This is a genomic window from Paenactinomyces guangxiensis, from assembly GCF_016055185.1.
Taxonomy (GTDB): Bacteria; Bacillota; Bacilli; order Thermoactinomycetales; family Thermoactinomycetaceae; genus Paenactinomyces; species Paenactinomyces guangxiensis.
This window is the reverse complement of sequence record NZ_JAECVR010000004.1, coordinates 1-26,259: the sequence shown is the minus strand read 5'-3', so window position 1 is coordinate 26,259 and position 26,259 is coordinate 1. Positions and strand designations below refer to the sequence as shown.

General features: G+C 45.6%; 28 protein-coding genes, 1 pseudogene and 1 riboswitch. Of the genes and pseudogenes, 12 read left to right on the top strand and 17 right to left on the bottom strand.

Features of this window, described 5'->3' with window-relative positions:
• Nucleotides 1-175: 175 nt before the first annotated feature.
• The 5 genes and pseudogenes from I8U27_RS05610 (at nucleotide 176) to I8U27_RS05590 (ending at nucleotide 3,162) form a co-directional block, all read left to right on the top strand.
• Nucleotides 176-505, top strand: a complete 330-nt coding sequence (locus I8U27_RS05610) for a PadR family transcriptional regulator (protein WP_181750848.1) — start codon at nucleotides 176-178, stop codon at nucleotides 503-505.
• Nucleotides 502-1,194: a permease prefix domain 1-containing protein gene (locus I8U27_RS05605; protein ID WP_181750847.1), complete on the top strand. Its 693-nt coding sequence runs from the start codon at nucleotides 502-504 to the stop codon at nucleotides 1,192-1,194. Before I8U27_RS05610 ends, I8U27_RS05605 begins: the two co-directional genes overlap by 4 nt.
• On the top strand, nucleotides 1,161-2,213 hold the full coding sequence (locus I8U27_RS20525; RefSeq protein WP_232345266.1) for an ABC transporter ATP-binding protein: 1,053 nt from the start codon (nucleotides 1,161-1,163) through the stop codon (nucleotides 2,211-2,213). The genes I8U27_RS05605 and I8U27_RS20525 overlap by 34 nt, the downstream gene beginning before the upstream one ends.
• A pseudogene (locus I8U27_RS05595) lies at nucleotides 2,101-2,574 on the top strand (hypothetical protein); the annotation flags it as partial. The gene I8U27_RS20525 and the pseudogene I8U27_RS05595, both read left to right, overlap by 113 nt.
• A gap of 12 nt (nucleotides 2,575-2,586) precedes the next feature.
• On the top strand, nucleotides 2,587-3,162 hold the full coding sequence (locus I8U27_RS05590) for an ABC transporter permease (RefSeq protein WP_181750845.1): 576 nt from the start codon (nucleotides 2,587-2,589) through the stop codon (nucleotides 3,160-3,162).
• Nucleotides 3,163-3,646: 484 nt separating this feature from the next.
• Here the strand turns inward: I8U27_RS05590 and I8U27_RS05585 are convergent, their stop codons facing one another.
• The 6 genes from I8U27_RS05585 to sufC all read right to left on the bottom strand — a co-directional run bounded on the left by I8U27_RS05585 (nucleotide 3,647) and on the right by sufC (nucleotide 9,569).
• Complete coding sequence (locus I8U27_RS05585) at nucleotides 3,647-4,168, bottom strand: GNAT family N-acetyltransferase (RefSeq protein WP_181750844.1); 522 nt, start codon at nucleotides 4,166-4,168, stop codon at nucleotides 3,647-3,649.
• Nucleotides 4,169-4,378: 210 nt separating this feature from the next.
• On the bottom strand, nucleotides 4,379-5,803 hold the full coding sequence (sufB, locus tag I8U27_RS05580; RefSeq protein ID WP_181750843.1) for a Fe-S cluster assembly protein SufB: 1,425 nt from the start codon (nucleotides 5,801-5,803) through the stop codon (nucleotides 4,379-4,381).
• Nucleotides 5,804-5,823: 20 nt separating this feature from the next.
• Complete coding sequence (gene sufU, locus I8U27_RS05575) at nucleotides 5,824-6,255, bottom strand: Fe-S cluster assembly sulfur transfer protein SufU (protein ID WP_220185875.1); 432 nt, start codon at nucleotides 6,253-6,255, stop codon at nucleotides 5,824-5,826.
• Nucleotides 6,242-7,462 (bottom strand): cysteine desulfurase, encoded by a 1,221-nt coding sequence (locus I8U27_RS05570; RefSeq protein ID WP_181750842.1) that lies wholly within the window; start codon nucleotides 7,460-7,462, stop codon nucleotides 6,242-6,244. Before I8U27_RS05570 ends, sufU begins: the two co-directional genes overlap by 14 nt.
• Complete coding sequence (sufD, locus tag I8U27_RS05565; protein WP_181750841.1) at nucleotides 7,459-8,766, bottom strand: Fe-S cluster assembly protein SufD; 1,308 nt, start codon at nucleotides 8,764-8,766, stop codon at nucleotides 7,459-7,461. Before sufD ends, I8U27_RS05570 begins: the two co-directional genes overlap by 4 nt.
• A gap of 14 nt (nucleotides 8,767-8,780) precedes the next feature.
• Nucleotides 8,781-9,569: a Fe-S cluster assembly ATPase SufC gene (gene sufC, locus I8U27_RS05560; RefSeq protein ID WP_181750840.1), complete on the bottom strand. Its 789-nt coding sequence runs from the start codon at nucleotides 9,567-9,569 to the stop codon at nucleotides 8,781-8,783.
• A gap of 424 nt (nucleotides 9,570-9,993) precedes the next feature.
• On the opposite strand from sufC, the gene I8U27_RS05555 reads away from it, so the two are divergent.
• Complete coding sequence (locus I8U27_RS05555; protein WP_181750839.1) at nucleotides 9,994-10,518, top strand: type 1 glutamine amidotransferase domain-containing protein; 525 nt, start codon at nucleotides 9,994-9,996, stop codon at nucleotides 10,516-10,518.
• Nucleotides 10,519-10,731: 213 nt separating this feature from the next.
• On the opposite strand, the gene I8U27_RS05550 is transcribed toward I8U27_RS05555, so the two are convergent.
• Together I8U27_RS05550 and I8U27_RS05545 are read right to left on the bottom strand one after the other, a co-directional pair.
• On the bottom strand, nucleotides 10,732-11,535 hold the full coding sequence (locus tag I8U27_RS05550) for a CPBP family intramembrane glutamic endopeptidase (RefSeq protein WP_181750838.1): 804 nt from the start codon (nucleotides 11,533-11,535) through the stop codon (nucleotides 10,732-10,734).
• Between the two features lie 240 nt (nucleotides 11,536-11,775).
• On the bottom strand, nucleotides 11,776-12,762 hold the full coding sequence (locus I8U27_RS05545; RefSeq protein WP_181751029.1) for a C40 family peptidase: 987 nt from the start codon (nucleotides 12,760-12,762) through the stop codon (nucleotides 11,776-11,778).
• 869 nt (nucleotides 12,763-13,631) lie between these two features.
• On the opposite strand from I8U27_RS05545, the gene I8U27_RS05540 reads away from it, so the two are divergent.
• On the top strand, nucleotides 13,632-14,171 hold the full coding sequence (locus tag I8U27_RS05540) for a hypothetical protein (RefSeq protein ID WP_181750837.1): 540 nt from the start codon (nucleotides 13,632-13,634) through the stop codon (nucleotides 14,169-14,171).
• 255 nt (nucleotides 14,172-14,426) lie between these two features.
• Here I8U27_RS05540 and I8U27_RS05535 read toward each other — a convergent pair whose 3' ends face one another.
• The 5 genes from I8U27_RS05535 to I8U27_RS05515 all read right to left on the bottom strand — a co-directional run bounded on the left by I8U27_RS05535 (nucleotide 14,427) and on the right by I8U27_RS05515 (nucleotide 19,625).
• Nucleotides 14,427-14,903, bottom strand: coding sequence for a CBS domain-containing protein (locus I8U27_RS05535; RefSeq protein ID WP_181750836.1), 477 nt, complete (start codon nucleotides 14,901-14,903; stop codon nucleotides 14,427-14,429).
• Nucleotides 14,904-15,011: 108 nt separating this feature from the next.
• A riboswitch (cyclic di-AMP (ydaO/yuaA leader) is annotated at nucleotides 15,012-15,147 on the bottom strand.
• Between the two features lie 348 nt (nucleotides 15,148-15,495).
• On the bottom strand, nucleotides 15,496-17,289 hold the full coding sequence (locus tag I8U27_RS05530; protein ID WP_181750835.1) for a M3 family oligoendopeptidase: 1,794 nt from the start codon (nucleotides 17,287-17,289) through the stop codon (nucleotides 15,496-15,498).
• 165 nt (nucleotides 17,290-17,454) lie between these two features.
• A complete protein-coding gene (locus tag I8U27_RS05525) occupies nucleotides 17,455-18,105 on the bottom strand; it encodes a nitroreductase family protein (protein WP_181750834.1) in 651 nt (216 codons plus the stop codon).
• Nucleotides 18,106-18,174: 69 nt separating this feature from the next.
• Nucleotides 18,175-18,531 (bottom strand): carboxymuconolactone decarboxylase family protein, encoded by a 357-nt coding sequence (locus tag I8U27_RS05520; protein WP_181750833.1) that lies wholly within the window; start codon nucleotides 18,529-18,531, stop codon nucleotides 18,175-18,177.
• 107 nt (nucleotides 18,532-18,638) lie between these two features.
• Nucleotides 18,639-19,625 (bottom strand): NAD(P)H-quinone oxidoreductase, encoded by a 987-nt coding sequence (locus tag I8U27_RS05515; protein ID WP_181750832.1) that lies wholly within the window; start codon nucleotides 19,623-19,625, stop codon nucleotides 18,639-18,641.
• A gap of 213 nt (nucleotides 19,626-19,838) precedes the next feature.
• Here I8U27_RS05515 and I8U27_RS05510 point away from each other — a divergent pair, with 213 nt between their 5' ends.
• The gene (locus I8U27_RS05510) at nucleotides 19,839-20,114 is read left to right on the top strand and encodes a hypothetical protein (protein WP_181750831.1); all 276 of its coding nucleotides are present in this window, start codon (nucleotides 19,839-19,841) and stop codon (nucleotides 20,112-20,114) included.
• A 54-nt stretch (nucleotides 20,115-20,168) separates the two neighbouring features.
• On the opposite strand, the gene I8U27_RS05505 is transcribed toward I8U27_RS05510, so the two are convergent.
• Nucleotides 20,169-20,753, bottom strand: a complete 585-nt coding sequence (locus I8U27_RS05505; RefSeq protein WP_181750830.1) for a DUF1802 family protein — start codon at nucleotides 20,751-20,753, stop codon at nucleotides 20,169-20,171.
• 34 nt (nucleotides 20,754-20,787) lie between these two features.
• On the bottom strand, nucleotides 20,788-21,492 hold the full coding sequence (locus I8U27_RS05500; RefSeq protein ID WP_181750829.1) for a tetratricopeptide repeat protein: 705 nt from the start codon (nucleotides 21,490-21,492) through the stop codon (nucleotides 20,788-20,790).
• 225 nt (nucleotides 21,493-21,717) lie between these two features.
• On the opposite strand from I8U27_RS05500, the gene I8U27_RS05495 reads away from it, so the two are divergent.
• The 3 genes from I8U27_RS05495 to I8U27_RS05485 are packed head-to-tail and all read left to right on the top strand — an operon-like array spanning nucleotide 21,718 to nucleotide 23,831.
• Nucleotides 21,718-22,569 (top strand): EamA family transporter, encoded by an 852-nt coding sequence (locus I8U27_RS05495; protein WP_181750828.1) that lies wholly within the window; start codon nucleotides 21,718-21,720, stop codon nucleotides 22,567-22,569.
• Nucleotides 22,570-22,592: 23 nt separating this feature from the next.
• A complete protein-coding gene (locus tag I8U27_RS05490; protein ID WP_181750827.1) occupies nucleotides 22,593-23,024 on the top strand; it encodes a TlpA family protein disulfide reductase in 432 nt (143 codons plus the stop codon).
• Nucleotides 23,025-23,048: 24 nt separating this feature from the next.
• Nucleotides 23,049-23,831, top strand: a complete 783-nt coding sequence (locus I8U27_RS05485) for an undecaprenyl-diphosphate phosphatase (RefSeq protein WP_181750826.1) — start codon at nucleotides 23,049-23,051, stop codon at nucleotides 23,829-23,831.
• Nucleotides 23,832-23,922: 91 nt separating this feature from the next.
• On the opposite strand, the gene I8U27_RS05480 is transcribed toward I8U27_RS05485, so the two are convergent.
• Together I8U27_RS05480 and I8U27_RS05475 are read right to left on the bottom strand one after the other, a co-directional pair.
• Nucleotides 23,923-24,807: a DUF1028 domain-containing protein gene (locus tag I8U27_RS05480; RefSeq protein WP_181750825.1), complete on the bottom strand. Its 885-nt coding sequence runs from the start codon at nucleotides 24,805-24,807 to the stop codon at nucleotides 23,923-23,925.
• A 193-nt stretch (nucleotides 24,808-25,000) separates the two neighbouring features.
• Nucleotides 25,001-25,408, bottom strand: a complete 408-nt coding sequence (locus tag I8U27_RS05475) for a VOC family protein (RefSeq protein ID WP_181750824.1) — start codon at nucleotides 25,406-25,408, stop codon at nucleotides 25,001-25,003.
• 156 nt (nucleotides 25,409-25,564) lie between these two features.
• Here I8U27_RS05475 and I8U27_RS05470 point away from each other — a divergent pair, with 156 nt between their 5' ends.
• Complete coding sequence (locus tag I8U27_RS05470; RefSeq protein WP_181750823.1) at nucleotides 25,565-26,212, top strand: DUF6630 family protein; 648 nt, start codon at nucleotides 25,565-25,567, stop codon at nucleotides 26,210-26,212.
• Nucleotides 26,213-26,259 lie beyond the last annotated feature (47 nt).

Genomic DNA, 26,259 nt, shown 5'->3' with positions numbered 1-26,259 from the left:
ATTCAAATTCCTATGATCAATCAGGGGTATCAAAAGCTGTCAGACGCAGCTTTTTGATACCCTTTCTTTTTTCAGAACGATTCACTCATTTAAAAAAGCAATTGCTAAACCATTTACATCGTGTTACTATGTACATAGTTAAAGGATATAAAACTCGACCAACGAGGTGTTACCAGTGGATAAAGAAATGATGAAGGGAAGCATTGATATCCTGATCCTTGCTTTACTTTATAAACAGGATATGTACGGGTATCAAATAGCCAAAAGCCTGAAAGAAGAAAGTGACAACCAGTATAAGATGAGTGAAGGTACACTTTATCCGGCACTTAAAAGACTGGAAGCCAAAGGACTCCTTCAATCATACTGGCAGGATGCCGATGACGGAAAACGCCGGAAATATTACTCATTGACAGAACAAGGAAAAGAATCATACACCCACAAGCTTGAGCAATGGCAAAAAATTCACTCCCTGATTATGAAAGTGGCTCAGGAGGGATACGCGTGAACGATCTACACCCTTATCTGAAAAAAATTATGAGCCGGATAGAATATACAGGTGAAAACAAAAAGGAACTGGAAGAAGAATTGCGCACACACCTGGAGATGCTGGTGGATGAATACATGGAACAAGGATACTCCCAAACAAAAGCTTTGCAATGTGCAATGGAGGATTTCGGCTGCCCGGATGAGATTGGAAAAGAGCTGCATAAAACCTTTTACTACAATCGGGAAATGAAGTTGATGTTTCCCAGAAAGCTGATTGGCGCACTTTTGGTTGGAACATTGGGAACAGGCTTGGCTGCCGGACTTTTGATATCCGCTTTAAAAATGGACTCTTTGTCTGCCGTCCTCTTGCCCTTGTTAGCCTTATTCCCCGTTTCCATTATTTATGTTGGGTTTATCTCTTCACTGGTCGAATTTACGGTGAAGCGATTCCGGATCAAACCGCGTCTAATCGTGACCTGTCTGCTCTATCTTCTCAGCTTTGGAGCGAGTTCAGTATTTGCCTTTCAACTATATGGACCAGGGACGTATACGAATGTTTTGTTTTTAAGTACAGTGACCGCTCTTTCTCTGTTCATCGTCGATGAATGGCTGCAGCGAAAGCGGTCAGGAATGGTTGAATGGATTTACACATCATTTTGTATCGGGGTGGTTAAATGGACTCATCCATTGTTGAAACAGTCAATCTGACCAAGCAATATAAGAACCATATCGCTGTCAACAAATTAAATCTGAAAGTAGAAAAAGGGGAAATTTACGGATTTTTGGGGCCGAACGGGGCGGGAAAAACAACCACGATTCGTATGTTATTAGGGCTGATTCGCCCCACTCAAGGAGAAGTTCGCCTGTTCGGCAAAGATCTCAGACAACATCGGATGTCCATATTGGGCAAAGTGGGATCACTTGTTGAAACTCCCTCTTACTACGGTCATCTGACAGGCTTTGAAAATTTGGAAGCGGCACGTCGTTTGCTGCGGGTTCCAGATAAAAAAAGAGTAGATCAGGTATTAGATATAGTCCGGTTGAAACAGGCCAAAGACAGAAAGGTAAAAGACTATTCTCTGGGCATGAAGCAACGTCTCGGGATTGCCACCACCTTGCTCAATCAACCGCAACTTTTAATTCTCGATGAGCCGACCAACGGGCTTGACCCTGCCGGAATTCAAGAAATTCGAGAACTGATCAGGGAGATGCCCGAAAAGTACGAAATGAGTGTGCTGGTTTCCAGCCATCTGCTCAGTGAAGTGGACCAAATAGCCACACAGGTCGGGATTATTCATCATGGAAATCTGATCTTTCAAGGCTCTATTGATATGTTGCGAAAAGAGAGCCGGGCCTGGTTTTGGAGATTTGTCTTCCTCTTTCCGTTCATCATCATTGGGGTTGAACTTCTCCTCATTTTCTTGAAATTAGAAAACATACAGGGTCTGCCGTCTCTGGAGAAGGGGGCTTCCATCTGGGGGTCCATGTGGATGGTTACCTATTATTGTAACTTTATTGCCATCCATTTGATTGTAACCTTTTATGCCTCTGGTTCTTGCCAATATGGAACACCAGTCCAATACCTGGAAGCTTATTTTTTCCATGCCTGTTTCAAAGTTGCAATTTTATTGGTCAAAATGCTTGTGGCTCGTTACAGGTACCCTGTTATCCGGAATTGTGCTTATGGCTGGCTTTTATCAGGCGGGGGTCATTTTGGGAGCGAGTGATTCACTAAATTGGATGCGCCTGTTCTCTTATACGGCTTACCCATACCTCGGTTCCTTTGCTTTAATGGGTGTTCAACTCTGGCTCTCCATGGTCGTGAAAAATCAATCTGTCTCTATCATTGCCGGCGGTGCGGGTGCACTGGCAGGTTTATACTTCATTCAGGTGCCTGGATGGCCACAATATACTCCCTGGGCAATTCCTTACCAGCTTAATTTTGCACGCGATAATATAATTAATGACTTTGCGAGCATTTCTCAATCCCCTCATCTGGAATGGCACTGGGTCGGAATCAGTGCGTTGATGGGTTTGCTCCTTTTCCTGCTCGGTTCCGTCCATTTTGCACGGAAAGAAACAGAATAGGGCGGAGAGAGGATGTTTAAGGATATTTTCCAGGCAGATTGGGTCAAGCTTCGCCGGTCTGTGGTCTGGTTGATTGCTCTGGGCATTCCCCTTTTTCTTTCTGTTGTTGGTATCAGAAATTATACTGAACACTTTGATGTCTTCAGGGAAGAAGGAATAACCGGTTGGATGGGGGCTTGGACTCAAGTTGAATTTTTATACGGGATGTTGCTCTGTCCTGTGTTAGTTGGAGTATATGTTTCCCTGCTCTGCCATTTTGAACATCTTGGAGGCGGATGGAAACAGATGTTGTCTTTTCCGGTTTCACGATCTGGTGTCTATTTTTCCAAAATGCTCTGGGCCTGGCTGTTGGTTGGGATCACTAACTTTTTGGTGTTGGCCTTATTTTTATTGATCGGTAACATGTTTGATGTTGAAGGAAGCATTCCGTGGGCTGCATTTTTGATGATGATTTTTAAAGGCTGGTTGTCATCTTTGACCCTGGTGGCAGTGCTGCTGTGGGTATCCACCCGGTGGAGCCATTTTGGTCTTCCTATTGCCCTGAATTTTTGCTTTTGTATTACCCAATGTTATTATTTCCCACACTGAATGGGGGAAATATTACCCCTGGTCTCAGCCTTTTTATGCGATGAGTCCGGAGTATACTGCCTTTTGTTCAAGGGCTTCAGGACTTCTATCTTGTCGTGGTCGTGGGTTTTCTCTTCTTTACAGCAGCCGGATTATGGCATTTTCATCGATCTGAGGTAAAGTAGTTTTTCCTGTGAAAGTGTGTCACTGTGGGGGGAAGGGTGGTGTCAACGGTGAGCAAAAAAATAATCACGGAATTCTGGCAGCTATTGCCGTGTTGGTGATCTTAAAATTATATGGCCCGTTGTAAGCTGTTGTCTCTAAACACTGTGAGGTTGTACACTTCTGTGATAAGATAGAACCGTTTCCAACACAGAGACCTTTTGAAGTTGTTCGGTTATGGCAAAGCTTAAGGAGCAGGAAGTTACAAAGTGAGCTTCTTTGTTGGAAACGGTCCCCTTCTTGAACGATTCATATTGTTCTGTTTCATCAACCGTGACCATTATCACAACTTTTTGTATTCATGAGCTAATATGGACATGATAATAAGAGAATGAAAGTTTTCCCCTGCCTTCAGACAATCCCTCAACTTTCCTTCTTCTACAAATCCCTCCTTTTTATACAGGCTTCTCGCACGATCATTAAAATCCTTCACATCCAACCACAAGCGGTGTGCCTGTAATTCTCCAAAAGCCCATCTCTTGATCAATCTGAGTGTTTCTTTTCCAAGCCCTTTTCCTTTTTCTCTTATGACAATACGTATAATTTCTATACTGCGATTCACATCTGTAACTCCGCCGATCATCACATAACCCGCCTTTTTCCGGTCTGTTACTGTCTCGATGATCAGATGTCTCTTATCCCTGTCTGAGAGCAGTTCCCGATGCTGATCCTCTGTCCAGGGAGTGATAAAAAGCCTGTTTTCTTCATGGTGCTCTGTTTCCAGTACAAAGTCCAAATCCTGTAGAGTGGTCCTGCGCAAGATAATCCGATTTGATTGGAGAATGATTTCATTTTCTTGTCCCATTTGCCTTTACCTCCCAATCTATTTTAAATAAAGCGTGGCCCGATGATAAGCAAAAAGGCGATAGCGAGAAGAGCCAAAAAAATAAAATAAAAGTACTTGCCGATCCATCTCAATCTCCATTCCCCCTCAGGCATCCTGTTTTAGAGCGTATGTAAACAACAAATCAACCCTGTCACGTCAGGGCACGACAGGGTTGATGATAAAAGCAAATTAACCGATGGAACCTTCCATTTCAAACTTGATCAGGCGGTTCATTTCTACGGCATATTCCATTGGCAATTCTTTGGTGAACGGCTCGATGAAGCCCATGATAATCATCTGTGTAGCTTCATTTTCGGTGAGGCCGCGGCTCATCAGGTAGAAGAGTTGGTCTTCACTGACTTTGGAGACCGTCGCTTCATGTTCCAGCATGATGTTGTCATTTTTAATTTCATTGTAGGGGATGGTATCGGAAGTGGACTGATCGTCGAGGATCAAAGTGTCACACTTCACATTGGCTTTTGATCCTTGTGAGTTGCGGCCAAAGCTGGTCAAACCGCGATAGGTAACCTTACCGCCCTGTTTGCTGATCGATTTTGAAATGATGGTAGCAGTACAGTTCGGCGCAAGAGCCGTTACTTTGGCACCGGCATCCTGGTGTTGATCCTTACCGGCGACAGCGATCGAGAGAACGTCTGCTTTGGCGCCTTCCCCTTTCATCACAACAGCCGGATATTTCATCGTCAACTTACTTCCGATGTTGCCATCCACCCATTCCATATGTGCACCCGATTCGGCAACAGCACGCTTGGTTACCAGGTTGTAGATATTGGGTGCCCAGTTCTGAATGGTAGTATAACGGCAGCGGGCGTTGTCTTTGACGATAATTTCCACCACTGCACTATGCAGGGAATCGGTGCTGTAGATCGGAGCCGTACATCCTTCTACATAGTGTACGAAGCTTCCTTCATCAGCGATGATCAAGGTGCGCTCAAATTGCCCCATGTTTTCGGAGTTGATGCGGAAGTAAGCTTGCAGCGGTACCTCACATTTTACCCCTTTAGGGACATAGATAAAGCTTCCGCCGCTCCATACCGCACTGTTGAGAGCGGCAAATTTGTTGTCTGAAGGTGGTACGACGGTGCCGAAGTATTCCTTCAACAGTTCGGGGTACTCGCGTACGGCAGTGTCAGTATCGCAGAAGATAACGCCTTGCTCTTCCAGTTCTTTTTGCATATTGTGGTAAACCACTTCTGATTCGTACTGGGCAGATACCCCGGCCAGGAATTTTTGCTCAGCTTCCGGGATCCCCAGTTTGTCAAAGGTTCGCTTAATCTCTTCCGGCACTTCTTCCCATGTTTTCCCCTGGCGTTCGGAGGGTTTTACATAGTAAGTGATATCGTCAAAGTTGAGATCATCCAATTTCCCCGGCAAAATAGAGAACCATTTGCTGTTGAGGGAATTGGGCATTGGCATTTTATAGAATTGCTCAAGCGATTTTAACCGGAATTCCAGCATCCAGTCCGGCTCACCTTTCATACGGGAAATCTCCTCTACCACTTCCCGGCTCAAACCGCGTTTGGAGCGGAAAACCGAAACATCTTTATCATGAAATCCGTACTTGTAATCGGAGATTTCGGGCACTTGTTTCGCCACGGTAACTCCTCCTTCTCAGATTAATGTTTAGGCTGTTTAACCCCTTTTTCCAGCGCTTTCCATGCAAGAGTGGCACACTTGATCCGTGCCGGAAACTTGGCCACACCCGTCAGCGCCTCAATATCTTCAAGCGGGAATTTGTCCGGGTCAATCTCTTCCCCCTGCATCATTCTCGAAAAAAGATCAACAAGTTCAAGCGCTTGCTCGACAGTTAATCCCTTCACTGCTTCAGTCATCATAGAAGCGGAGGCCAAACTGATCGAACAGCCTTCCCCCAAAAATTTAGCTTCTTCAATTTTATCATCTTCGACGCGCATTTGTAAGGAGATGCGGTCACCGCAGGTCGGATTATTCAGATCCACAGTGACGGCTCCTTCTTCAAGCCGCCCTTTGTTCCGGGGCCGCTGATAGTGATCCATAATGACACGCCGGTATAAGTCATCTAAAGACATGTCCGAAATACTCCTTCGTCTTTTGTAAACCTTTAACCAGCCGGTCAATGTCTGCTTCATCATTGTATAGATAGAAACTTGCACGTGCGGTTGCCGTCACCTTCAGCCATCTCATGAGCGGTTGGCAGCAATGATGGCCGGCCCGAACAGCAATTCCTTCCGCATCTAACACAGTTGCTACATCGTGGGGATGGACATCGTTGAGATTAAAAGTAACAGCACCGATACGATTTTCTTTGGGCCCGTAGATAGTGACCCCTTCGATTTTGCTCAATTTCTCAAACGCATAGCGTGTCAGTTTACGATCATGCTCCTCAATGGAATCCATTCCGACCGATTCCAGGTAATCGATGGCCGCCCCAAGCCCAATGGCACCGGCTATGATCGGAGTTCCACCCTCAAACTTCCATGGCAACTCCTTCCAGGTAGCCTCATACAGATCTACATGGTCAATCATCTCTCCGCCAAATTCGACCGGTTCCATCGCTTCCAGCAACTCTTCCTTGCCGTATAACACTCCGATCCCCGTAGGGCCACACATTTTATGCCCTGAGAAAGCGTAGAAATCAACATTTAGATCACGCACGTCCACTTTGAGGTGCGGTGCGCTCTGTGCTCCGTCCACAACAATCACACCGCCCTGCCGGTGAACGATCTCAGCAATCTCTTTAATCGGATGCACAGTACCAAGGACATTGGAAACATGTTGAATGGCGACAAGCTTAGTCTGTGGAGTGATTATCTTTTTTACTTGTTCCAGGTCAAGGCTGCCATCCTCTTGAAGCGGTAAATATTTCAAAGTGGCCCCCGTTGCTTTTGCCACTTGTTGCCATGGAATTAAGTTGGCATGATGTTCGGCGGGAGTAAGAACAATCTCATCCCCCTTGCCAAGACGCGGTAAGGCGTAACTTTGTGCCACCAGATTGATCGAAGTAGTAGTTCCACGGGTAAAAATAATCTCTTTAGCTGAATGGGCATGAATGAAACGGCGCACTTTTTCTCTTGAACCCTCATAAGCATCGGTGGCTTTGGTTCCCAATGTGTGCACACCGCGATGTACATTGGAGTTATACCCTTTATAGTATGCTTCCACCGCTTCAATAACTTGAAACGGCTTTTGCGAAGTGGCTGCACTATCCAGATAGACCAGGGGATGGCCATTTACCTCCTGATCAAGAATCGGGAAGTCCTTCCAGTAACGGTTCATGATTGAAATTTCCTTTCAATCAAGCGGTGGATGCTCTGTTGCAGGGATTCAGACGGGATCTCAGATACCACTGCATCCAGGAAACCAAAGATGATTAATTTTTCCGCTTGTGCCCTTGTGATCCCGCGTGACATGAGATAGTACAGTTGCAGAGGATCAATCCTTCCTACACTGGCTGCATGGCCGGCTACCACATCATTCTCATCGATTAAGAGAATGGGGTTCGCATCCCCACGTGCTTCCGGATGAAGCATCAATACTTTTCCGGATTGTTGGCCATCAGATTTGCTTGCACCTTTTTCGATTTTGGTAATGCTGTTCAAAATGCTTGATGCCTTATCTTTCATGACCGAACGAGCCTGAATATCACTCAGGGTATGTGGTTGCTCATGTAAGACGGAGGAGGTGATATTGGACCGCATTTCACCTGCACCGACAGCAACTGTTTTTATATTGACGTTTCCGCCGATTCCTTGCAGATGATTGGTGTTGTCCGAAATAATTCGCCCATCGCTCAAATCAGCAACAATCCACTCCAAACGGCCATCCCTGTCGACGATGGAACGGCGATAGGTAACATCAACAGCAGAGTCACCCAAATTATTGACGGTTGCAACGCGCACATGGGCATTCGGACCCACAAACACTTCAATCACACTGTTATTCAGTGCCACCTGGTCCTGATGCAGAGATACATAGTTCGCAATAAAGTCGACCCGGCTGCTTTCTTCCGCTACGATCAGGACATGAGGCAAAATGCCTGCTTCTGCCCCTGATACCCAGAACAGGCTCTGCAGGGGAAGTTCCAGTTCGACATTCCTGGGAACATAGAGGAACAGACCGCCGCTGAACAGGGCAGCATGGAGCGCTGTCAACTTATGCTCGTCTTTTTTTACCCCTGCTGTCATAAAATATTTTTTGAATAACTCCTCATGTTCACGGGCTGCGGTCGCCAAATCAGTGAAAATGACCCCATCCCGGGTCAGCTGGCCTGCTGCCTGGCGATAGATGATACTGGAATTTTTTTGCACCAGCACATTGGCACCCTGATCGGTAAAGATAAATTCACGAATTTCCTCGGGAATTTGGTTGAGGTTTTCCACGGGAGCTTCTTCAAGCAATGGTTTAAAGTTAGTAAAGTTCCAGCGATTGATATTTGTCTTTTGAACATTTGGCAAAGGAAGTTGGGCGGCATTTTGTAAAGCTTCCAGACGGGATTGAAGCATCCATCCCGGTTCTTGTTGTTTTTGGGAGAGTTGAGACACAATACTCGGATCAAATAGCAATTGGGTTTCTACACTCATATCGGACACCACCCTTAAGCCTTTTGGCCTACGGTTTCGTCTTCAATGCCCAACTCTTCTTTTACCCAATCGTAACCTTCCGCTTCCAAACGTTCTGCCAGCTCAGGACCGCCCGATTTTACAATTCGACCTTGCATAAAGACATGGACAAAATCAGGTTTAATGTAGTTTAACAGGCGCTGGTAGTGTGTAATAATCAGTACGCCCATTTCCGGACTGCGCATCGAGTTGACACCTTTGGCCACCACTTTGAGCGCATCGATGTCAAGACCGGAGTCAACTTCATCCAAAATAGCGATGCGGGGTTTGAGCATCATCATTTGCAATATTTCGTTTCGTTTCTTCTCCCCGCCGGAGAATCCTTCATTCAGATAACGGGTAGCAAATTTTTCGTCCATCTCCAGCAGTTCCATCTTTTTATCCATCTCACGGATAAATTTCATCAGAGAGATTTCATTGCCTTCGCCGCGTTTGGCATTAATCGCACTGCGCAAGAAATCGGAGTTAGTCACTCCGCTCACTTCACTCGGATATTGCATGGCCAGGAACAGACCGGCACGCGCTCTTTCATCTACTTCCATCTCTAAAACATCTTCCCCGTCCAGGGTAACCTGGCCGCCGGTAACATCATATCTCGGATGTCCCATCAAGGCAGAAGCGAGAGTACTCTTACCAGTCCCGTTCGGACCCATGATCGCATGAATCTCCCCGCCGTTTACCTCCAGATTGACCCCTTTGAGGATTTCTTTCTCATCGATCGAAACATGCAAATCCTTTATCGATAATTTCGGTTGTGTCGACATGTCTACATTCCTCCATCTTATTTTGCGTCATTTATCTCCAAACCGAAGATGAGGATCGCCATCATCGGAAATACGCAGAAGTTAACCTTGCATTTGCAAGGCAAAACAGAACGTGATAGGATGTTCCTGAGCCTCACATGACCATTTTTTATTTAGATTGATTATCATGTGATTCTCATTCTATTTTACTTTACACTTATACCTATATCAAGTGACGTTTGTTCAGATGTTTGTATTATTTCCCTACACTCCCCGTAAATTCCATGACTTCACCTTATTCCTTTCACGTAAATTGCCGGAAGAAAGCCATTCCCAAGGCACTGCAAATATTATACTTATCTCAATTTAACAATATTAGCACAAAAAAATGACAAAAAAAAGTAGTCTTTTACAGTCCATGGCGGTTATTCAAGGAGGAATACTTATGCGACTTGCTGGCAAAAAAGTCCTTTGCTTTGTAGAAGCCGAATTTGAAGATCTCGAATTATGGTACCCTGTGTTACGTTTGCACGAGGAAGGAGCAGAAGTGCATCTTGCCGGCCCTGAAACCGGAGAATATAAAGGAAAATACGGGGTACCTGTAAAAACGGATCTGGACTTCAGACAAATAAAACCGGAGGAATATGACGGAATACTGATCCCCGGCGGCTGGGCACCCGATAAATTAAGGCGCTGCCAGGAAGTGCTGGAAGCCGTTCGCCATGCCCATACATCCGGAAAAGTGATCGGTCAGATCTGCCATGCGGGCTGGGTCTTAATCTCGGCCAAGATTTTACATGGCAAACGGGTCACCTCTACCCCCGGCATTCGCGACGACATGGAAAACGCGGGAGCCATCTGGGTGGACGAACCTGTCGTTGTCGATGGCAATCTCGTCTCCAGCCGCCGCCCTCCGGATCTCCCCGCCTATGCAAAAGCTTTTTGTGACCTGCTGGCAAAGGCCAGATAAATGAAACCGATCCGTTGTATTGAATGCTATCAACGCCGGCCGGGCGGGCGGTGTGAATTTTGCCCTATGCACAAGAAAAATCGCTCCAAGTACAAGGAAATCGGAAACGGCTGGTACGTTTATAACGATAAACACGCTCCCGCCCCTCTATCCAAACGGAACCATAAGAGTAAACAGGATTAAAGTAAGCATACATCTGGCCAGGGTGTATGCTTATATCTGTTTCCGCTTCGTTTGGCCGAATCGCCAAATCCAGAAAGTTACCGCCAGCAAAACAATTGTTGCAAAGATGCTTCCCTCGGCTCCAAAAGAACCCCCGGAAACCGTTGTATTTCCCGTTGCTTTCAGTTGTATGAGAGAAGTGATATCTAACCCGGATACCGCAAATCCAAATACGGACCCCTGAAAAAAGTTCCAGGTAAAATGAAAGCCAATCGGCCCCCACAACCCTCCTGACACATCCCGGTATACGGCAAGCAATAACCCGGCAAGAAAAATATTGATCATGGGCAGGGGTTCATCCCAGACTCCGGGATTACTCCCGTGTAAAAGGGCAAAGAAAGCGGAAGATACGATCCAGGCTGCCGCTGGTGAAAAAAGATAGGAGACCAGTCCCTGTGTATACCCCCGTGCCAGGATTTCCTCTGAAATTCCCACCATGATAAATAAGGCCAATGAGGTTAAAACCGATTTCCAGGCCCCCCCAGACCCATTGACTCCAACCACTTGTACTCCACCGAATAAAAAAATCAAAAGAAAGACCAGAAGCATACAGCCAACTCCCAAACCGGTCCCTTGCAAAAACCGGAGCCCTTCCTGTTCCTGTCTTACCCCCAGATGCCAGCCTCTTTTTCGCTCAAAAAGAACAAACATAAGCAAGGAGGCACCAATGAGGGCAAAGGTTTGCAAAAAGAGCAGAGTGTTGGGAGAGTCCAAAAATAACACACCCGGCAATCCAAGCAATTGAATCAAAAGAAAAAGGAGCAATAATTTCCCAAAAATCTCAAGTATTTTCATCCCCGTTTTACACCTCAAAGTCTCCATACAGTTCACAACAGGTTCAAAGTATTCCCCCTTCGGTAACAATATCAGAATGCAGGAAATAAAAACAAGGTGGAATGCTAAAAATGACTGTAGATCAATTTTGTCTTCTGATCTGTCGTTAAAGAATAAAAACAGACCTGATGCAATCACATGATGAACATCAGGCTTTTTTGCATCACCGGTTGACAGGCGCTCCGCCGCGTTAACCTCTTTTTATGGACCTGTTTGCGGCAGATAACGGCGCGCTCCGGCGTATTCCTTTTTATAAGCGGGCGAGTCCAGAGGAATGATTTCAACTGACTTGCCCGAGTTGGGAGAGTGAACCATCATCCCGCTTCCGGCATAGATTCCCACATGGTGTACGGGACCCTTGCCATTTTTAGATGCAAAGAAAACTAAATCCCCTGGCAATTGATCTTTGGCGACCGGTGTTCCCGCTTGTGACTGGGGTGCCGCATCCCTCGGGATCGAGATTCCGTGCGATTGATAAACGGTAAAGGTAAAACCTGAACAGTCATAACCAAATCCGCTTGTACCCGCCCATAAATAAGGCAAACCTTGAAAAAGTCTTGCCGTCTCCACGAGCTGCTCACCTGTCGGCACCGGGATATCCCCCGGTGACCTCTCCTTTACCCCGTCCCTTTTCTTCAGCCATGCCCCGGACCCGTCAGGCAAAAAAAGACGATAAGCATCATCTGTTTCACCCAGCAGCGGCAATCTCGTATTATAACTGACTTCCATCATCTCTTCAGCCAGATCCGGGGTACTGTACAACATAGCGGTCGGCTTCGTTACCTGAACAAACGGGTCATGCTCCTTTGCCGCAAATTGTTTGTTATAGGTGAGCTGTCCGGCTGGCATCCACCCGGGATAGCCACGTTCATCGCGCGGCGTTCCCTGTCCGTGAACAACCACTTTCACCCAATCCCCCCGGCGTTCCGTAACCGTTACCTTGTTGCCCAGCAAAGCCTGTGTTTCCAGTTTGCCAACCAGCCATCTCTTCTCATCGACTGACATTGAACGGGTCCATTTCCACAAACCCACAGGATTGGTCGCAGAAGGTTCATCAACCGGACGGACAAGACCCGGCTCGGTCCACAGCGACGCCGCTGCAACATCGATATAAGCCGTTTCCTTCACATTTTCAGCAAAACTGCCAGAGGTTAATCCTGCGATGAGTAAACAGGCCACACCGATCATAAAGAGCTTTTTCACCGCTCACGCCCCCCAAATGTTTTCATGTGAAAGCCGGTAATTGTGACAATCCGGTAAAATGGACAATCCGGTAAAATGGACAATCCCATTTTTGATACTATCATTAATATTGAATTTTGTGTCTTATTAATCACTTTGCAAACCGATTTTTCCTGCCAGTATTCAACCGCTCTCCAAAACAGAGGCGAGTAAGTAAAAATCAAGGCCAAAGAGGTTACAATGCCGGGGCACGAACAGTATTACATTGAAATGACACACAAACAAAAAATTAATGTTCGGGTTGCTGAGAGGGTTCTGCTTTTTACTGATCAGCTCGACAATTTTTCATCTCATTCGAATATTTTCCGGGAAATAACCATGGGTCGTTCAGTAATCGCCTTTTTTCCAAACCATTCATGACAAAAATCGGTAACTTTTTGAGCAAACCGGACACCTGATTTATTTAACTGTAAGATCCCCACTTTTTAGCTTGTTTTTTAAAGCTATCATACAAAAATTTACAAGTTTCAACTTTTTCATTATTAACCACAGAATATATGTTCCCTTTATTTCTTTCGTTTATTTTCGCCAGTCTGTTCACAAAATTTCCTTATTTTTCACCGGGATTTTACGGGGGAAAATGCCAATATTCACTTGCTTAAATTCGATTTTTAAGGCAGAATATTCATATAAAGGTTTTAAAAAATTCTCAGATATAAATGTAAAAAATGCTCACCTGGGTTTTAGTCCTCGCATCTGCATACCACAGAGACGAAAGAGAAAAACACCGAAACATTCCTTTTCAGCAATTATCCCCAGCAGATCATGCAGCCTTGTCGAGATGCAGACGGCGTATCTTGTAGGAGGCGTAACTAATGAAAAAAAATATCTATTCACTATCCGGGGCCCGTACTATTATTTCTAAAACACAGAGTTCTCCAATCGGATTAATGGATCATTTGCAGTCAAAGGAAATGCACGGAAGCACTTCGCACTCATATTCTTCTTTTCATTCAGAAGCTCCATATATCTCCGAAGAACTTTCCAAGTTCGGTCTAAAGTTAGGTGAAAAGGATCGGGAGCGGTATGTAAACAGCTTCTTAAAAAAGAAAGTCCTAACGATCTGGAAGGGGCAACGCCCGCTTATAAAAGCAGCTCCCATGTTGCCCAAGCTGTTGGAAACCACGATTTACCAAAACGTATATCTGGAATTAAAGCCCATGATATCTGTATCTTACCATGAAGATTTCGACCTTCCGCTCATGCCGTTTACATTATTCGGCTGGCTTCAATATGCGAAATTGGCTGCCCGGACCGCCGGAAAACAGTGTGATATCCTGTATTGGGATGAACTTGTGGAGTTCTTCCAACAATGTTCCAATCTGGAGCTGCTTAATGATCTGCATGAAGAATAACAAAGGCCCCAAATTTCCGGGATTCTTAAGGTTATCTTTTTATTTGTGACATTATGTATTCGTCCCCCCGCTGAAATCTTACTTTTCTGAACCACACTCAATCCTTATTCTTTTTCTATTGTGTTTCTTCTTTCAAGAGAACTGATTTTTTTTATGATCCACCGAAAAACTGAAGCCCCCATTGTCTTCATTTTATTTGAATAACAATGGGGGCATTGTTTTTTTTACATCCACCCGGACGATACTCTCCGGTTTTTATGACCGATTTTCCATGGTTTGCAAATACTCTTCCTTAAAGTACTCAATCACTTTTTCCATCATCACCTTGCGGGTCAATATCCCCACAAATTGCCCTTTTAAATTAATGATAGGAATGTAGGAACAATTTACAAGCACTTCAAAAGCAAATGAAAAAATGGAGTTAGCCAGGATTCCGGAATGATTTTTATTCATCGCTTCCTTTACTTTATGTTTGCCAAGCCCTGTTAAATCAATATCATTGCCTTTGCTGAACTGCAACATGAAATCGAGAATACCTGTTTTGCTGATGAGCCCTTCCACCTGGCCTGCATGGTTAACCACTGGAACGGAATTGGTTCCCTTTCGCGTTAAAACAATAAGTGCACGCTCCAACGACCACTCGGGATCAGCGACTACCACCTGTTCCTTCGGAATAATAAAAGGGGCAATCTCTCTTGAAAAGAGATATCTGGCTTGATCTCGATTCAGCATTGCAAAAACTCCCTAATTACCCTGAACAGGGTTGATAATATCATTTTTTAGGCATAAAAAAACCACCAGAGTGGTTGCTCTGCTGGCCCATGCCACTACAATAACCACCACTCTTCTAAACGAACGCTTACGAGGTTAACTGACGAATTTGGATCAATAGAAGAGATCACCCTGCCCGTTTATACAGGATTCACCCCAATAGATTCGTTCCCCCCGCTCCATCTGGATTCAGCGAATAGTGAATGGCGTCTAAGGCGGTTATTCGATTCCCCCATCATGTTACCCCCCGCCAAGGTAGGATGTCAATATTGTTTTTCCACTTATACCTTTTAACCATTGTATTTTTATTTAGACCTACTATTTTTTTTTATCCGTTTTATAAGAGAGATAAACTCCTAATCTCATTTAAACATACAGATGGATGAAAACTTTCTCATATGAGTCACCTTGCAGTTTCCTAAGAAATTCAACTGAAGGTTGACACTTTTTTCAGCCATTATTCTGACTGTTTATGTATTCATCCGATCCGGAGCCAATCCGTTTATGAAAAAAGCCCAAGAAAATTTCTTGGGCCAACATTTTCGATTCACTTTTATTCTGTCAGGGACAAAAACTCGTCTACATCTGAGAGGGCCAGCCTTACTGCGTTTTCCCAGAAGTCCGGCTTTGTCAAGTCGACACCCAGGTGACGGAAGGCCAGGTCTTCTACGGTCATACTTGCTGTATCGCGGAGCAGGTCTACATATTTTTTCGCAAACGCCGGGCCTTCTGCCAGAGCCCGGTCATAGATGCCGGTGCTGAAGAGGAAACCGAACGTATAGGAGAAGTTATAGAAAGGCACCTGTGTATTATAAAAGTGTAATTTGGATGCCCAGAAATGGGGATGGTATTCGGCCAGTGACTCGGCATATCCTTCTTTTTGCGCTTCCACCATCAATTGGCACAACTCATTGGCGCTGAGGGGGCCTTGTTTCCGCTTTTCATAAAAACGCGTCTCAAACAGGAAGCGGGAGTGGATATCCATGAAGAAGCTGATTGCACTTTGCAATTTTTCTTCAAGCAGGATGATTTTTTCTTCTTTTGTAGCCGTCTGCTTAATGGCTGCATCGCTCACAATCAATTCGGCAAAAGTGGAAGCCGTTTCTGCTACATTCATCGCATACATTTGGGCAAAAGCGGGCAGATCTTTCATCACATGCTGATGATAAGCGTGTCCCAGTTCATGTGCCAACGTGGATACATTTGAGGCAGTGCCGCTGTACGTCATAAAAATACGGGTTTGCTGGCTCACGGGGAAACTGGTGCAGAAACCGCCGGGTCGTTTGTTGGGGCGGTCTTCAGCCTCAATCCAGCGCATTTCAAAGGCTTGGCGGGCAAATGCTGCCATATCCGGATTAAATTTGGCGAATTGTTCAACGATAAAGTCGGCAGCTTCGTCATATGTAACTGCTTGATTATTTCCCGGTAACGGGGCATGGACATCATAGTAGCTCAGTTTATCCACATTCAGCAGTTTTGCTTTCCGTTCAATGAATGGCACCAGGCGGTGTTTTTCTTTTTCGATCGCTTGCCACATCGCCTGAAGTGTCTCTTCACTCATCCGGTTATCGTTAAGCGGTTCTTTTAAAGGGTTATCCCAGTTGCGGTGCTTATAGAGCTGGAGCCGATAACCCGCCAGATGGTTAAGTGTGGCTGCAATCAAATCTGCTTCTTTTTTCCATGCCTCTTCCCATTTTTCAAACACCTGCCGGCGAACGGCCCGGTCAGGATGATTGATTTTATTGGCCGCTTGCCCCACTGACAGATGGGTTACTTTTCCTTTTTCCTCAAATGGAATCTGCATCCGCCCTACAATGTTATTGTACATGTGCCCCCAGGCAACATATCCGTCCACACTCAAGTCGTTTGCCAGTTCTTCCTGTTCCGGCGGCAGCTTTTCCATTGCCCGCTGGCGTCTTTCCTGAAGTGTAAAGGATATGGACTGGATCCGTGGGTCTTCTATCAACGCCTCCCAGGATGCAGGCGGTATTTGAGAGATTTTGCTCTCCAAAATAGTCATCACCGAATTATAGGAAGCCTCTATTTGGGATATTCTTGCCCGGAGCGCCTGTGCTTTTTCATCTTTCATGTCTTGTGAAAATAAGCAGCTGATAAAAGATGCAGCTTCATGTAACCGGTTACTTAAATGTTGTAATTCTTCCAGCGTCTCATGCCAGCGGTCTAACCAGCCAGGTCTTATTTCCTGATCCAGAGCAGAGATTTTCTTTTTGAGCAGAGGCATTTGTCCCTCCGCATTCTCTAACTCTTCTTTCAGTACAGATGAATGGCTCCCACCCTCATAAATGGTATTCAGATCCCACGTTTGCACATATTTTGTTCGCGACACTAACAATCATCCACCCTTATAAATTTTTTCTAAATCGAAAATATCTCTTAAATTATTCTAATCATAATTCTTAATATCCTTCAAGTAGACGTTTATATTTTATCATTGAAAAAGCCGGCAAATCAGGTGCCGGGCAAAAGGTTATTCTTTATATTGTAGTAAGGCCTACGGATTGGATTGAAACGGCTGACCAAAGCTGTCGATGTGGACCACTTCGGAAAGCGGCAGCCGATCATTGCGGGGGAGCGGTTCCGCCCCCTGATATCCAAGGGAAACCAGCATTACAGGGAACAGGTGTTCAGGCAATTGTACAACTTTGCGAACGGTATCGGCATCAAAGCCGATCATGGGGCAGGTGGCTAATCCCATATCCCTGGCGGCGATCATTAAGCTCATCGCCGCCAGAGAGGCACTTCGAATCGCTTCATCGCGGGCCAGTTGCGGATTGTTTTGATAAGTTTCAGCCATCATTTTTGCTTGTTTTTCTACTTTTTCCTGGCCATTCGGTCCGTAGAACCCTTTATCTGCAAAGTCCTGAGCTACCCTGTCGGCCCGTTTGTAGGCATGGAGATCCCCGCAGACAACAAGGGTGACTGAAGCTTGTTCAACTTTTTCCTGATTCAGCGCTGCCTCACGAAGTTTTTTCTTCTGTTCAGGACTTCTGACAGCAATGAATTGATAATGCTGGAAGTTCCACGCGGATGGCGCTAACGTGGTCAACTCAAACAATTCGGCCAGCTGTTTGTCAGTCACTTCACGGGTTGGATCATAAACTTTTACAGAACGGCGGGATCTTAACGCTTCCTTTGTTTCCATTCGCTCTCAACCTCTCATCATTGGAGTTTTTGTGCTATGTTTCTAATGTATCGAACGCATTTGCCGGATTCAATGCGTTTGCCCCCGAAACTCCGTCAGCGCCTCCTGAACAAGAGTGACCGCTTGTGACATGGCGGAACCGCCGCCAAACGCACCGCAAACCGCGGCTGCCTCTAGCACTTCACGGTCACTTGCCCCGTGATCAACCGCCCCTTTCGTATGGAAAATGATACAGTATTCATCATTGGTATAAACTCCGAGGGAAAGGCCGATCAAATGCTTTATTTTTTTGGACAGTTCACCTTCTGCAAAACAGGCGTCCGTAAACCGGTTATATTCGCGAACCACATCGGGCAACTGTTCAGCCAGGTGTCCCACTCCCCGCTGATACTCCCGCAGTGCTTGTTGAATCATTGTTCCATCCATTTTTGTAATCCTCCTTCAATGACAAAAAATTTCAAGGTTATCTTGTCCTGTTTGAAGGGAAACATACAAAAATTCTACATCAAAAAAATAACTTTATATATCCGGCATTACTCGATGGTCAGAATAATTTTTCCGATGTTTTGATTCCACTCCATATAGCGATGCGCTTTTTGCACTTCTGTCCATGAAAAAATTTGATCGATTACCGGGTGCAGTTCTCCGTTTTTGAAACGGGGAAGAGCAAAGGAAGAAAACTCTTTCGTCAAGCGGATTTTATAATCCAGCGGCCGGGAGCGTAAAGTAGTTCCTGTTATTTGCAGCCGTTTGGCCAGTATTTGACCAAGTGAAACAGATTCAACCCGGCTCCCTCCCAGGGTACTGATCAGAACGAAGCGTCCATCGACTTTGAGAAGTGCCAGGTTTGAATCCCAGTAAGGAGCCCCGACAAAGTCGAGAATAAGATCAACCCCCGCTCCGTTTGTCGCGTTTTTCACTTTCTCCGTAAACGGCCCCTCTTTATAGTTAAATGCAAAACTGGCCCCTAACTTTTGGCATGCCTCTCTTTTTTCATCAGATCCCACGGTAACGATCGGGTTGGCCCCCACTGCTTTTGCCAGCTGAATCGCCGCTGTACCCACACCGCTTGCCCCCGCATGAATAAGGACTGTTTCTCCTTTTTGCAGCTTTCCTACCCAGAATAATGCTTGATAAGCAGTCAAAAACACCTCAGGAATGGCGGCCGCTTGTGCAAACGTAAAGGAGTCCGGGACGGGTATCGCCATTTCACCCGGTATCACCGCATACTCAGCATACCCTCCTCCCGGCAACAATCCAAAAACCCGGTCACCCGGATGCCAAACTCCTGTAAACTGTTCTCCTACTTCTTCAACTACCCCGGCAATCTCCAGTCCCATCACCGGACTGGCACCCGGTGGCGGAGGATACTTTCCTTCCCGCTGTAAAATATCAGCCCGGTTAAGAGCAGTCGCTTTCACTTTTACCAATATCTCGCCGGGCTGACACGATGGTTTGGGGTACTCGCCCATATAAAGCTTTTCTGCTCCCCCCGGTTCAGTAACCAAAATTGCTTTCACAGGCTCCGCTCCTTTTTACCGATTTGATTCCTATACATAATTATTTATTTTTTCCCGGTCCAATCACACAGCAAACCGTTCCTTGAACAGAGCTCATTTTAATTTTATTTAAAATAAATTTATATATAATATATATGTAGAAAATATAAATACTTTGCTATAATATCCATGAAACAAAGATTGACTTATCAGCTTATAGAAAGGGAATTATAAATGGATCAACAAAAAAAACAACTGGTTTTCATCATTCTTAAGATGCTAAAAGACATTTATGAAAAAACACAGAAATTGGAAATCATGTTCCAATCCAGAAGCATTCACCTTATTTCACGTCATTTTGATCCTTTTAATGACCTGATGGAAGCTCTTCAAGTACCAAAAGAGAAAAACACTTACTTCCTGGAACTGATGAAACTGTACATAGAAGATGAGATGACTTTGGATGAGATCATGCTGGAAATTGAACAGCAAGTCGGCAACTCAAATTAAAACAAGGAAGCGGGCTGCCAGAGCGAAGTCCGCTTCCTTTTTATCCTCTTCAGTTCAGCCTACCAGGGCCTTTATCTTTTGCACTTCAGCCGTAAATTCTGCCTCACTGAGTACCGGTTGGGCTGGCAGACGGGTTACATCCTCCGGCAGCCTCAACCACGACTTGCAACCTGTATATTCATCACGAATTTTCACTTCCACAGGCTGATTCAATTTGTAGACACGAACAATCAGCAAATGAAGCGGCAGTTTTTTCTTCCATTTCAGCCTTTCGGTGGCAAAGTGATTGGTCCAGATATGGTGTGGGTACAGGCGATGCAAAGCTTCCTCATCCATTACTTCCACATCTTCATATAACCGGGCATAATATTTAATGGGAACGGTTGTCTGCTCCGGGGACCAGTCTTCCAGCGTTTTGGCAATCTCCCCCCGGTGATCCGGCTTTAGCAGCTCCTCTTTCTGGTGCTCATAAGCAGGATACAGGAAAAACTGGTCGCTTTGCACTTCAAAATGGCGGGTTTCCTCACGAATGCCGCCCTTTCGCATCAAGATGATCTGTTTGCCCGCTCCCAGGGCTTCCACGGTAACAGCCCAATCTTTCAGGGCCATGGTGGTTGTCGTTTGTACGGATGGGTTCATCAGAAACGCCCCCTCATCTGCAAGATTAATTTAATTACGCGTCATTGTAGCAAATGGCTTCAGTATAGCGGTTAAATGCCTCCTCCGCTTTTTCCCCGGCAAGCAAACGTTCCGCTTCCTGAACAGCCGCAGGGTCAATGGCCGGTGCATATGGAAGCATTTCTTTCATTTTGTTCACCGCTTGTATCCATGCACCATCAACAGCGTAAAAGAGAGCATATTGATGGATGGCATAACAAAGACCGGGCCCGATCAGGCTTTTGGCGTCATGTTCAGGCAATGCCTCAAATTTTTGTTGTTCCCGCTTGCAGATCGACTCAATCTGCTTCATTGCCTCTTCTTTTTTACCTGCGTAAAACTTGTAATAAGCCAGATAAACTTCCAAATGGACACGGCTCATCATATACCCCATCGATTCAGGATAGGCCTCCAGCGCCTGTTCCATCAATGTCTCAGCCTGAGAAAACCGCCCTGCCTGTGCATCCATTTCGGCCATTTCAATCAGGCTTCGCACGTAGGCAAAATGGTGATTGGCATTTTCTTTCGGTCCTTCTTCCGCAATCGTTTGAAACAGTTTATAAGCAACATCCGCGTATCCTGCGCGCAAACTGGTAACAGCCACCAGCATGCGGTTATTGGGATGGGTAAAGTCATAAAAAGTTTCTTTCGGCAATTGATGCCCCACCAGCTGCCTGGTTTCTTCTTTTAATGATTCGATGGAATCTGTATTTTGTTGCATAAGTACTTTCCCCCATCAGGAGATCCCTCTTTTTTCTTATTTTAGCATGACCGGTTTTCAGGGACAGTGTCAAATTTCTGAAGGAAAAGGACTTGGCTGAAAACAAATAATTTGTCTCTTTTCACATAAACATATAAATGATCCCTGTGGACGAGGTCAGATGCTAGCGGTATGATATCTAAGTTACCACTGTACCTTACAACGTAGAAAGGGTCGACATAACACATGTGGTTTTTCTTAGCTTTGCTCAGCTCCCTTACCTTCGGCCTGGCAGGGTTTATGATGAAAGCCAGCTCTGCCAGGAAGGGATCGACTGACCATCTGCTATGGGGCCTTTACCTTTCCGGAACTCTGGGCTTTCTCTGGTGGATGTACCAGACCGATGTCGCCCGTTTTAACATGGCGATCCTTCTTGCCGGATTGATTATCGGCTTTGGCTCGGCAGCCGGAAATCTCTTATTTATGAAAGCGTTGGAGATTGGGCCGGCCAGTTTGACCTCTCCATTGGTCAACAGCAATATTGTGCTCACTGTCGGTTTGTCGATGTGGTTATATGGTGAACGTTTATCCTTATTTGAAACGATTGGTGTGATCCTCCTGGTGATTGCCGTTTCCCTGCTTCCCATCGATCCCAATGAAAGTTTGCGCATTCGCGGATATCACTGGTATGTGCTTGTACTTACGGCTACTTTTCTCTTTTTCTTCCGCAACGGGGGATTAAAAGTTACTGAAGAAATGCAATTGCCTAATGCAACTGTTTTGTTTATCAGTTATCTCTTTGGGCTTGTCTGGTTTACGGCAGAAATTTTCCGCAAAAAAGAATCGCGCCGAACAGAGAAAATTAAAACGGGGATTGCCTGGGGACTGGGATCGGGAATATTCTCTTTTGCCGGGATGCAGATTTATGCCATTGCCCTTGAAGACGGACCGGCCAGTATTGTTGCTCCTATCTTCGCCACCAATAGTTTGGTTGTTGCGGTGTTATCGATTATCATTTTCCGGGAGCGGCTTTCTCTGGTACAAACAATCTGCTTGATTTTGCTGTTTGCCGGACTTATCTTCATTCGCTTAACTTAACATTCTTAAAGGAGGTCAGCCATGTGTCCGAATGGAAAGCTCCTGACTTTCATTTAACAGATTTGCAGGGAAAAACTCACTCCCTGGCCGACTACCGCGGCAAGATCATTTGGCTTGAATTTTGGGTTACCTGGTGCCCTTCCTGCCGGGAGATGTTGCCAAAGAAAGATTTGCTTTACCGGTCACTGCAACATCCGGGACTCGTTTTTCTCACTGTCAATGTGACAGGGAGAGAAGCAGAACCGGACCGGGTGTTTGAAATGATAAAGCAGACGGGTTACCGGTTTCCGGTCTTACGGGACAAAGGCAGGGAAACTTACGATGCTTATGGTCTTAACTCTGTTCCCAGCAGTGTCATCATCAACACAAACAGGTTGATCCACGGTATCTACGATGAAACAGTCCCATTAACTCATGTCATCGGAGAGATCGGCAAACTGCTCTCGTCAACGTAAATATGACGCAGAGGGTGAATGTTGATGAGTTGGATTGAAGCGGCTATTCTTGGTATCATTCAGGGTTTAACTGAATTTTTACCGATTAGCAGTACAGGCCATCTTTATTTGGGTCGCCATTTGTTCGGTCTGGATGAAGCCGGTCTGTTTCTGGACACGATGCTCCATTTCGGGACATTATTGGCTGTCTTAACTGTTTACTGGCGGGAAATCCTGCATATGATCCGCAAGCCGTGGAGCCGGATCAGCTTATTGGTCCTTGTTGGTACCATCCCAACCGTAATCATCGGTTTAACCTTTAAAGATTACTTTGAAGAGATCTCGCAAACAGGCGTGACCATCGGATGGGAATTTTTAGTGACGGGTGTGGTTTTGTGGGCATCAGACACCATAAAACATCAGGGTTATAAAACGGTTGATCAAATCCGTTACAGTGACGCCTTCCTCATCGGGGTCTTCCAGGGGGCTGCCATCATGCCCGCACTCTCCCGCTCCGGTCTTACGATTGCTGCTGCCCTCTTCCGTAAAATCGACAAAGCGGCTGCGGCCTACTTTTCCTTTTTGCTTTCGATTCCATCCATTGCCGGAGCAGTGGTATATCAGGGAAAAAAGCTACTAGACGGGGGGGCGGAAATGCTTCCCCTCAGCGCATTGTTGCTTGGAACCCTCCTGTCCGCAGTACTCGGATACATTGCTGTCAAATGGATGATCTCCATTTTGCAAAGAGGTTCACTCAAGGGGTTTGCAGTTTATGTGTGGATATTGGGCGCAGTGGTACTCGGGGCTCAATGGCTAGGGTATTTTTAAGCGGACTTCCGGAAATGAATGACTATCCTATGTTTCGAAAAAGCGGGTTCTTACTGCATAAGCCGCAGGAACCCGCTTTCTTCGTTTGTCGTTATCGATTTCTCATATATTCCAGCACCCGGCGGTCAATCACAGGCTCCTCTGTCCAACGTTCATCGAAGTTTTCTGTTAGGAAATATTCTTTCAGGGCTTCTTTGGTTTGCTTATCATATCCCGGAGTGTCACCTGGTTTATAACCAGCCTGGTGAAGCAAACTTCTCACTTCGGCAAGCAAATCATCCTCTAAAGGCAGCAGATCTTCCGGGGTTGACCGTTCAAAATAGAGGCGGTGCAACTTTAATAATCGTTCCAACTCTTCGATGGGCTGAGAATGGTCATCCACCCGGAGATCAATATAACGATCATTAAACCCGCCATAGCCTCCATCCGGCTTTACTACATAAAGTGCAGCCGATTGCATGCCCCGGCGGTCACCGCCTGCCTTCTGCCCTGCTGCCAGTGACGCAACGAGCCGTTCCGGCAAGTTCCCGCTTGTTTCCTGGAAAACTCTCGCCATTTCCTGAACCACTTCTGCACCGGCCAGAATATTTCCCTGACAGGCAAAGCCGGGACCGGCAATTCCCCCCGCCCATGGTAAACACTCTGAACCGGTAAATGTGGCACTTCGCCCCTGGTGATCGACGATTCCGACCTGGCGCAGTTCACGTCCGGGGTCATCCTTCAGCAGAGTTTGCAGCACCTCGTCAGGATCTTTACCATCCCTTAGCATTTCAAGGCCACGGGGACCGTAGCCGGTATTGGCCCAGGATTGTGTAGCAATCGCCCCGGCATCGGCCGCTGCCCACGGGACGGCTGATCCAACCGCGAGAAATTTTGATTGCACGGCTATACCCAATTCACCGGTTACCGCATCATGAGCGACGATCGAGAAAGTAGAGACTGCAGGCACCCCTTGATGATAAACCCATTTACCCATTTGCTTCACCTTCTTATAGCCAGATGTTATGTATCATGAGCAGGTTTCAACCATTTCGCTCCATTGTGTGATCCTGCAACCAGTCCCCCGCAAAACTACATGCCAAATAAATAAGAAAGATTGCAATGACCCCATCTTGTTATACTTATCATATTTAGATTTATTAGTGAACCCGATCAAAAACTTAAAGAGATTATAAATATCCGGGGCTGTATACCACTTCCAGCTTCAGCCGAAAAGGATCTTCAAAAAAGACCGCATAATATTCTGTTTCATTATGAAATTGTCCCGGCCCCCCATAGAGAATCGGAATGTTTTTTTGTAATAAAAAGGAATGCACTTGATTTACTTCCTCCTTTTTCTCCACTTGAAATGCCAGATGATTAAGTCCGGGACGCTTTCGGTGAAAACCCTCCCATTTATAGATATCCTCACACTCAACCAGACAAAGTTTAAACCTTTGATTTCCGTATAAACACCAGGTGGGTTGGCAAGTCTCTTTTTGAAAACCAAGATAAGCCATCAGCGGATCGTAAAATCGCATGGCTTTCTGCAAGTCTGCCACATTATAGTCCAAATGGGAAAAGCGAACCTGAATCATCTTAAACTCTCCTTGTTGGTTGAAAATGATCTCTCTTGTTTGCAAAGGACAAAAAATAACTTGCTTTAAAACAATTGTTCCCATATAATCATTATAGAACACTTGTTCGGATTTCTGCAATTGGGAAAGATCACACGTCCGGGGAGGGATATATGGATGAGATACAAGCCGGAAAAACTGGTTGAACTATGCCGGTGGTTGCTCCCTCAAGATCGTTTATTGGAAGAGGAAATTCGTTTAAGCATTGAAAAGCCGATGAGCTATTTTCAAGAGTTTAAGACTAAACGAGGGGACTGGAAAAATTTCCATAAACCTGCCGGCAATTTGCCCTGGTTTGCCCTTATTAACGGCTTACAGGATCGTGAGTTGCTGTTTGAATGGAATGACCCATTCACTTCCGAAAGGTCCAATCAATCGTGGTTTTCCTGGCTCAAACGCCGGGCCTGGGTTATCAAAGAGGGACAGTGGTCAAGTGAATATGCTTCATATGAGCAGAGATCTTCTGATATATATAAAGGGCTGTTTCTCGAATTTGCGGGAAACTATCTGGAACAGATCGGCTACGTGATCGGGGAATTTCGTCCTTCCAACAGCCTCTCGTCTATGACCATTATAGATAAAGACAGGTTGGAGCAGTGCAAAAAGTTAGCAAAACAATCCGGTTATGGAAAGATCGTCATTTATCATCCCTCATTAAAAAGAAAACCCGGATTGAACAGTCTCTTAAAAAGCATTCAACCCCACATCTTATACCCTCCTCGTATAGTAAGTTTAAATCCTCAAAAACAATCCATTTCCAGTTAAAACTCGTTCTTTGAAAAGTGAATATCCATCATTCATAGGGGGTGGAC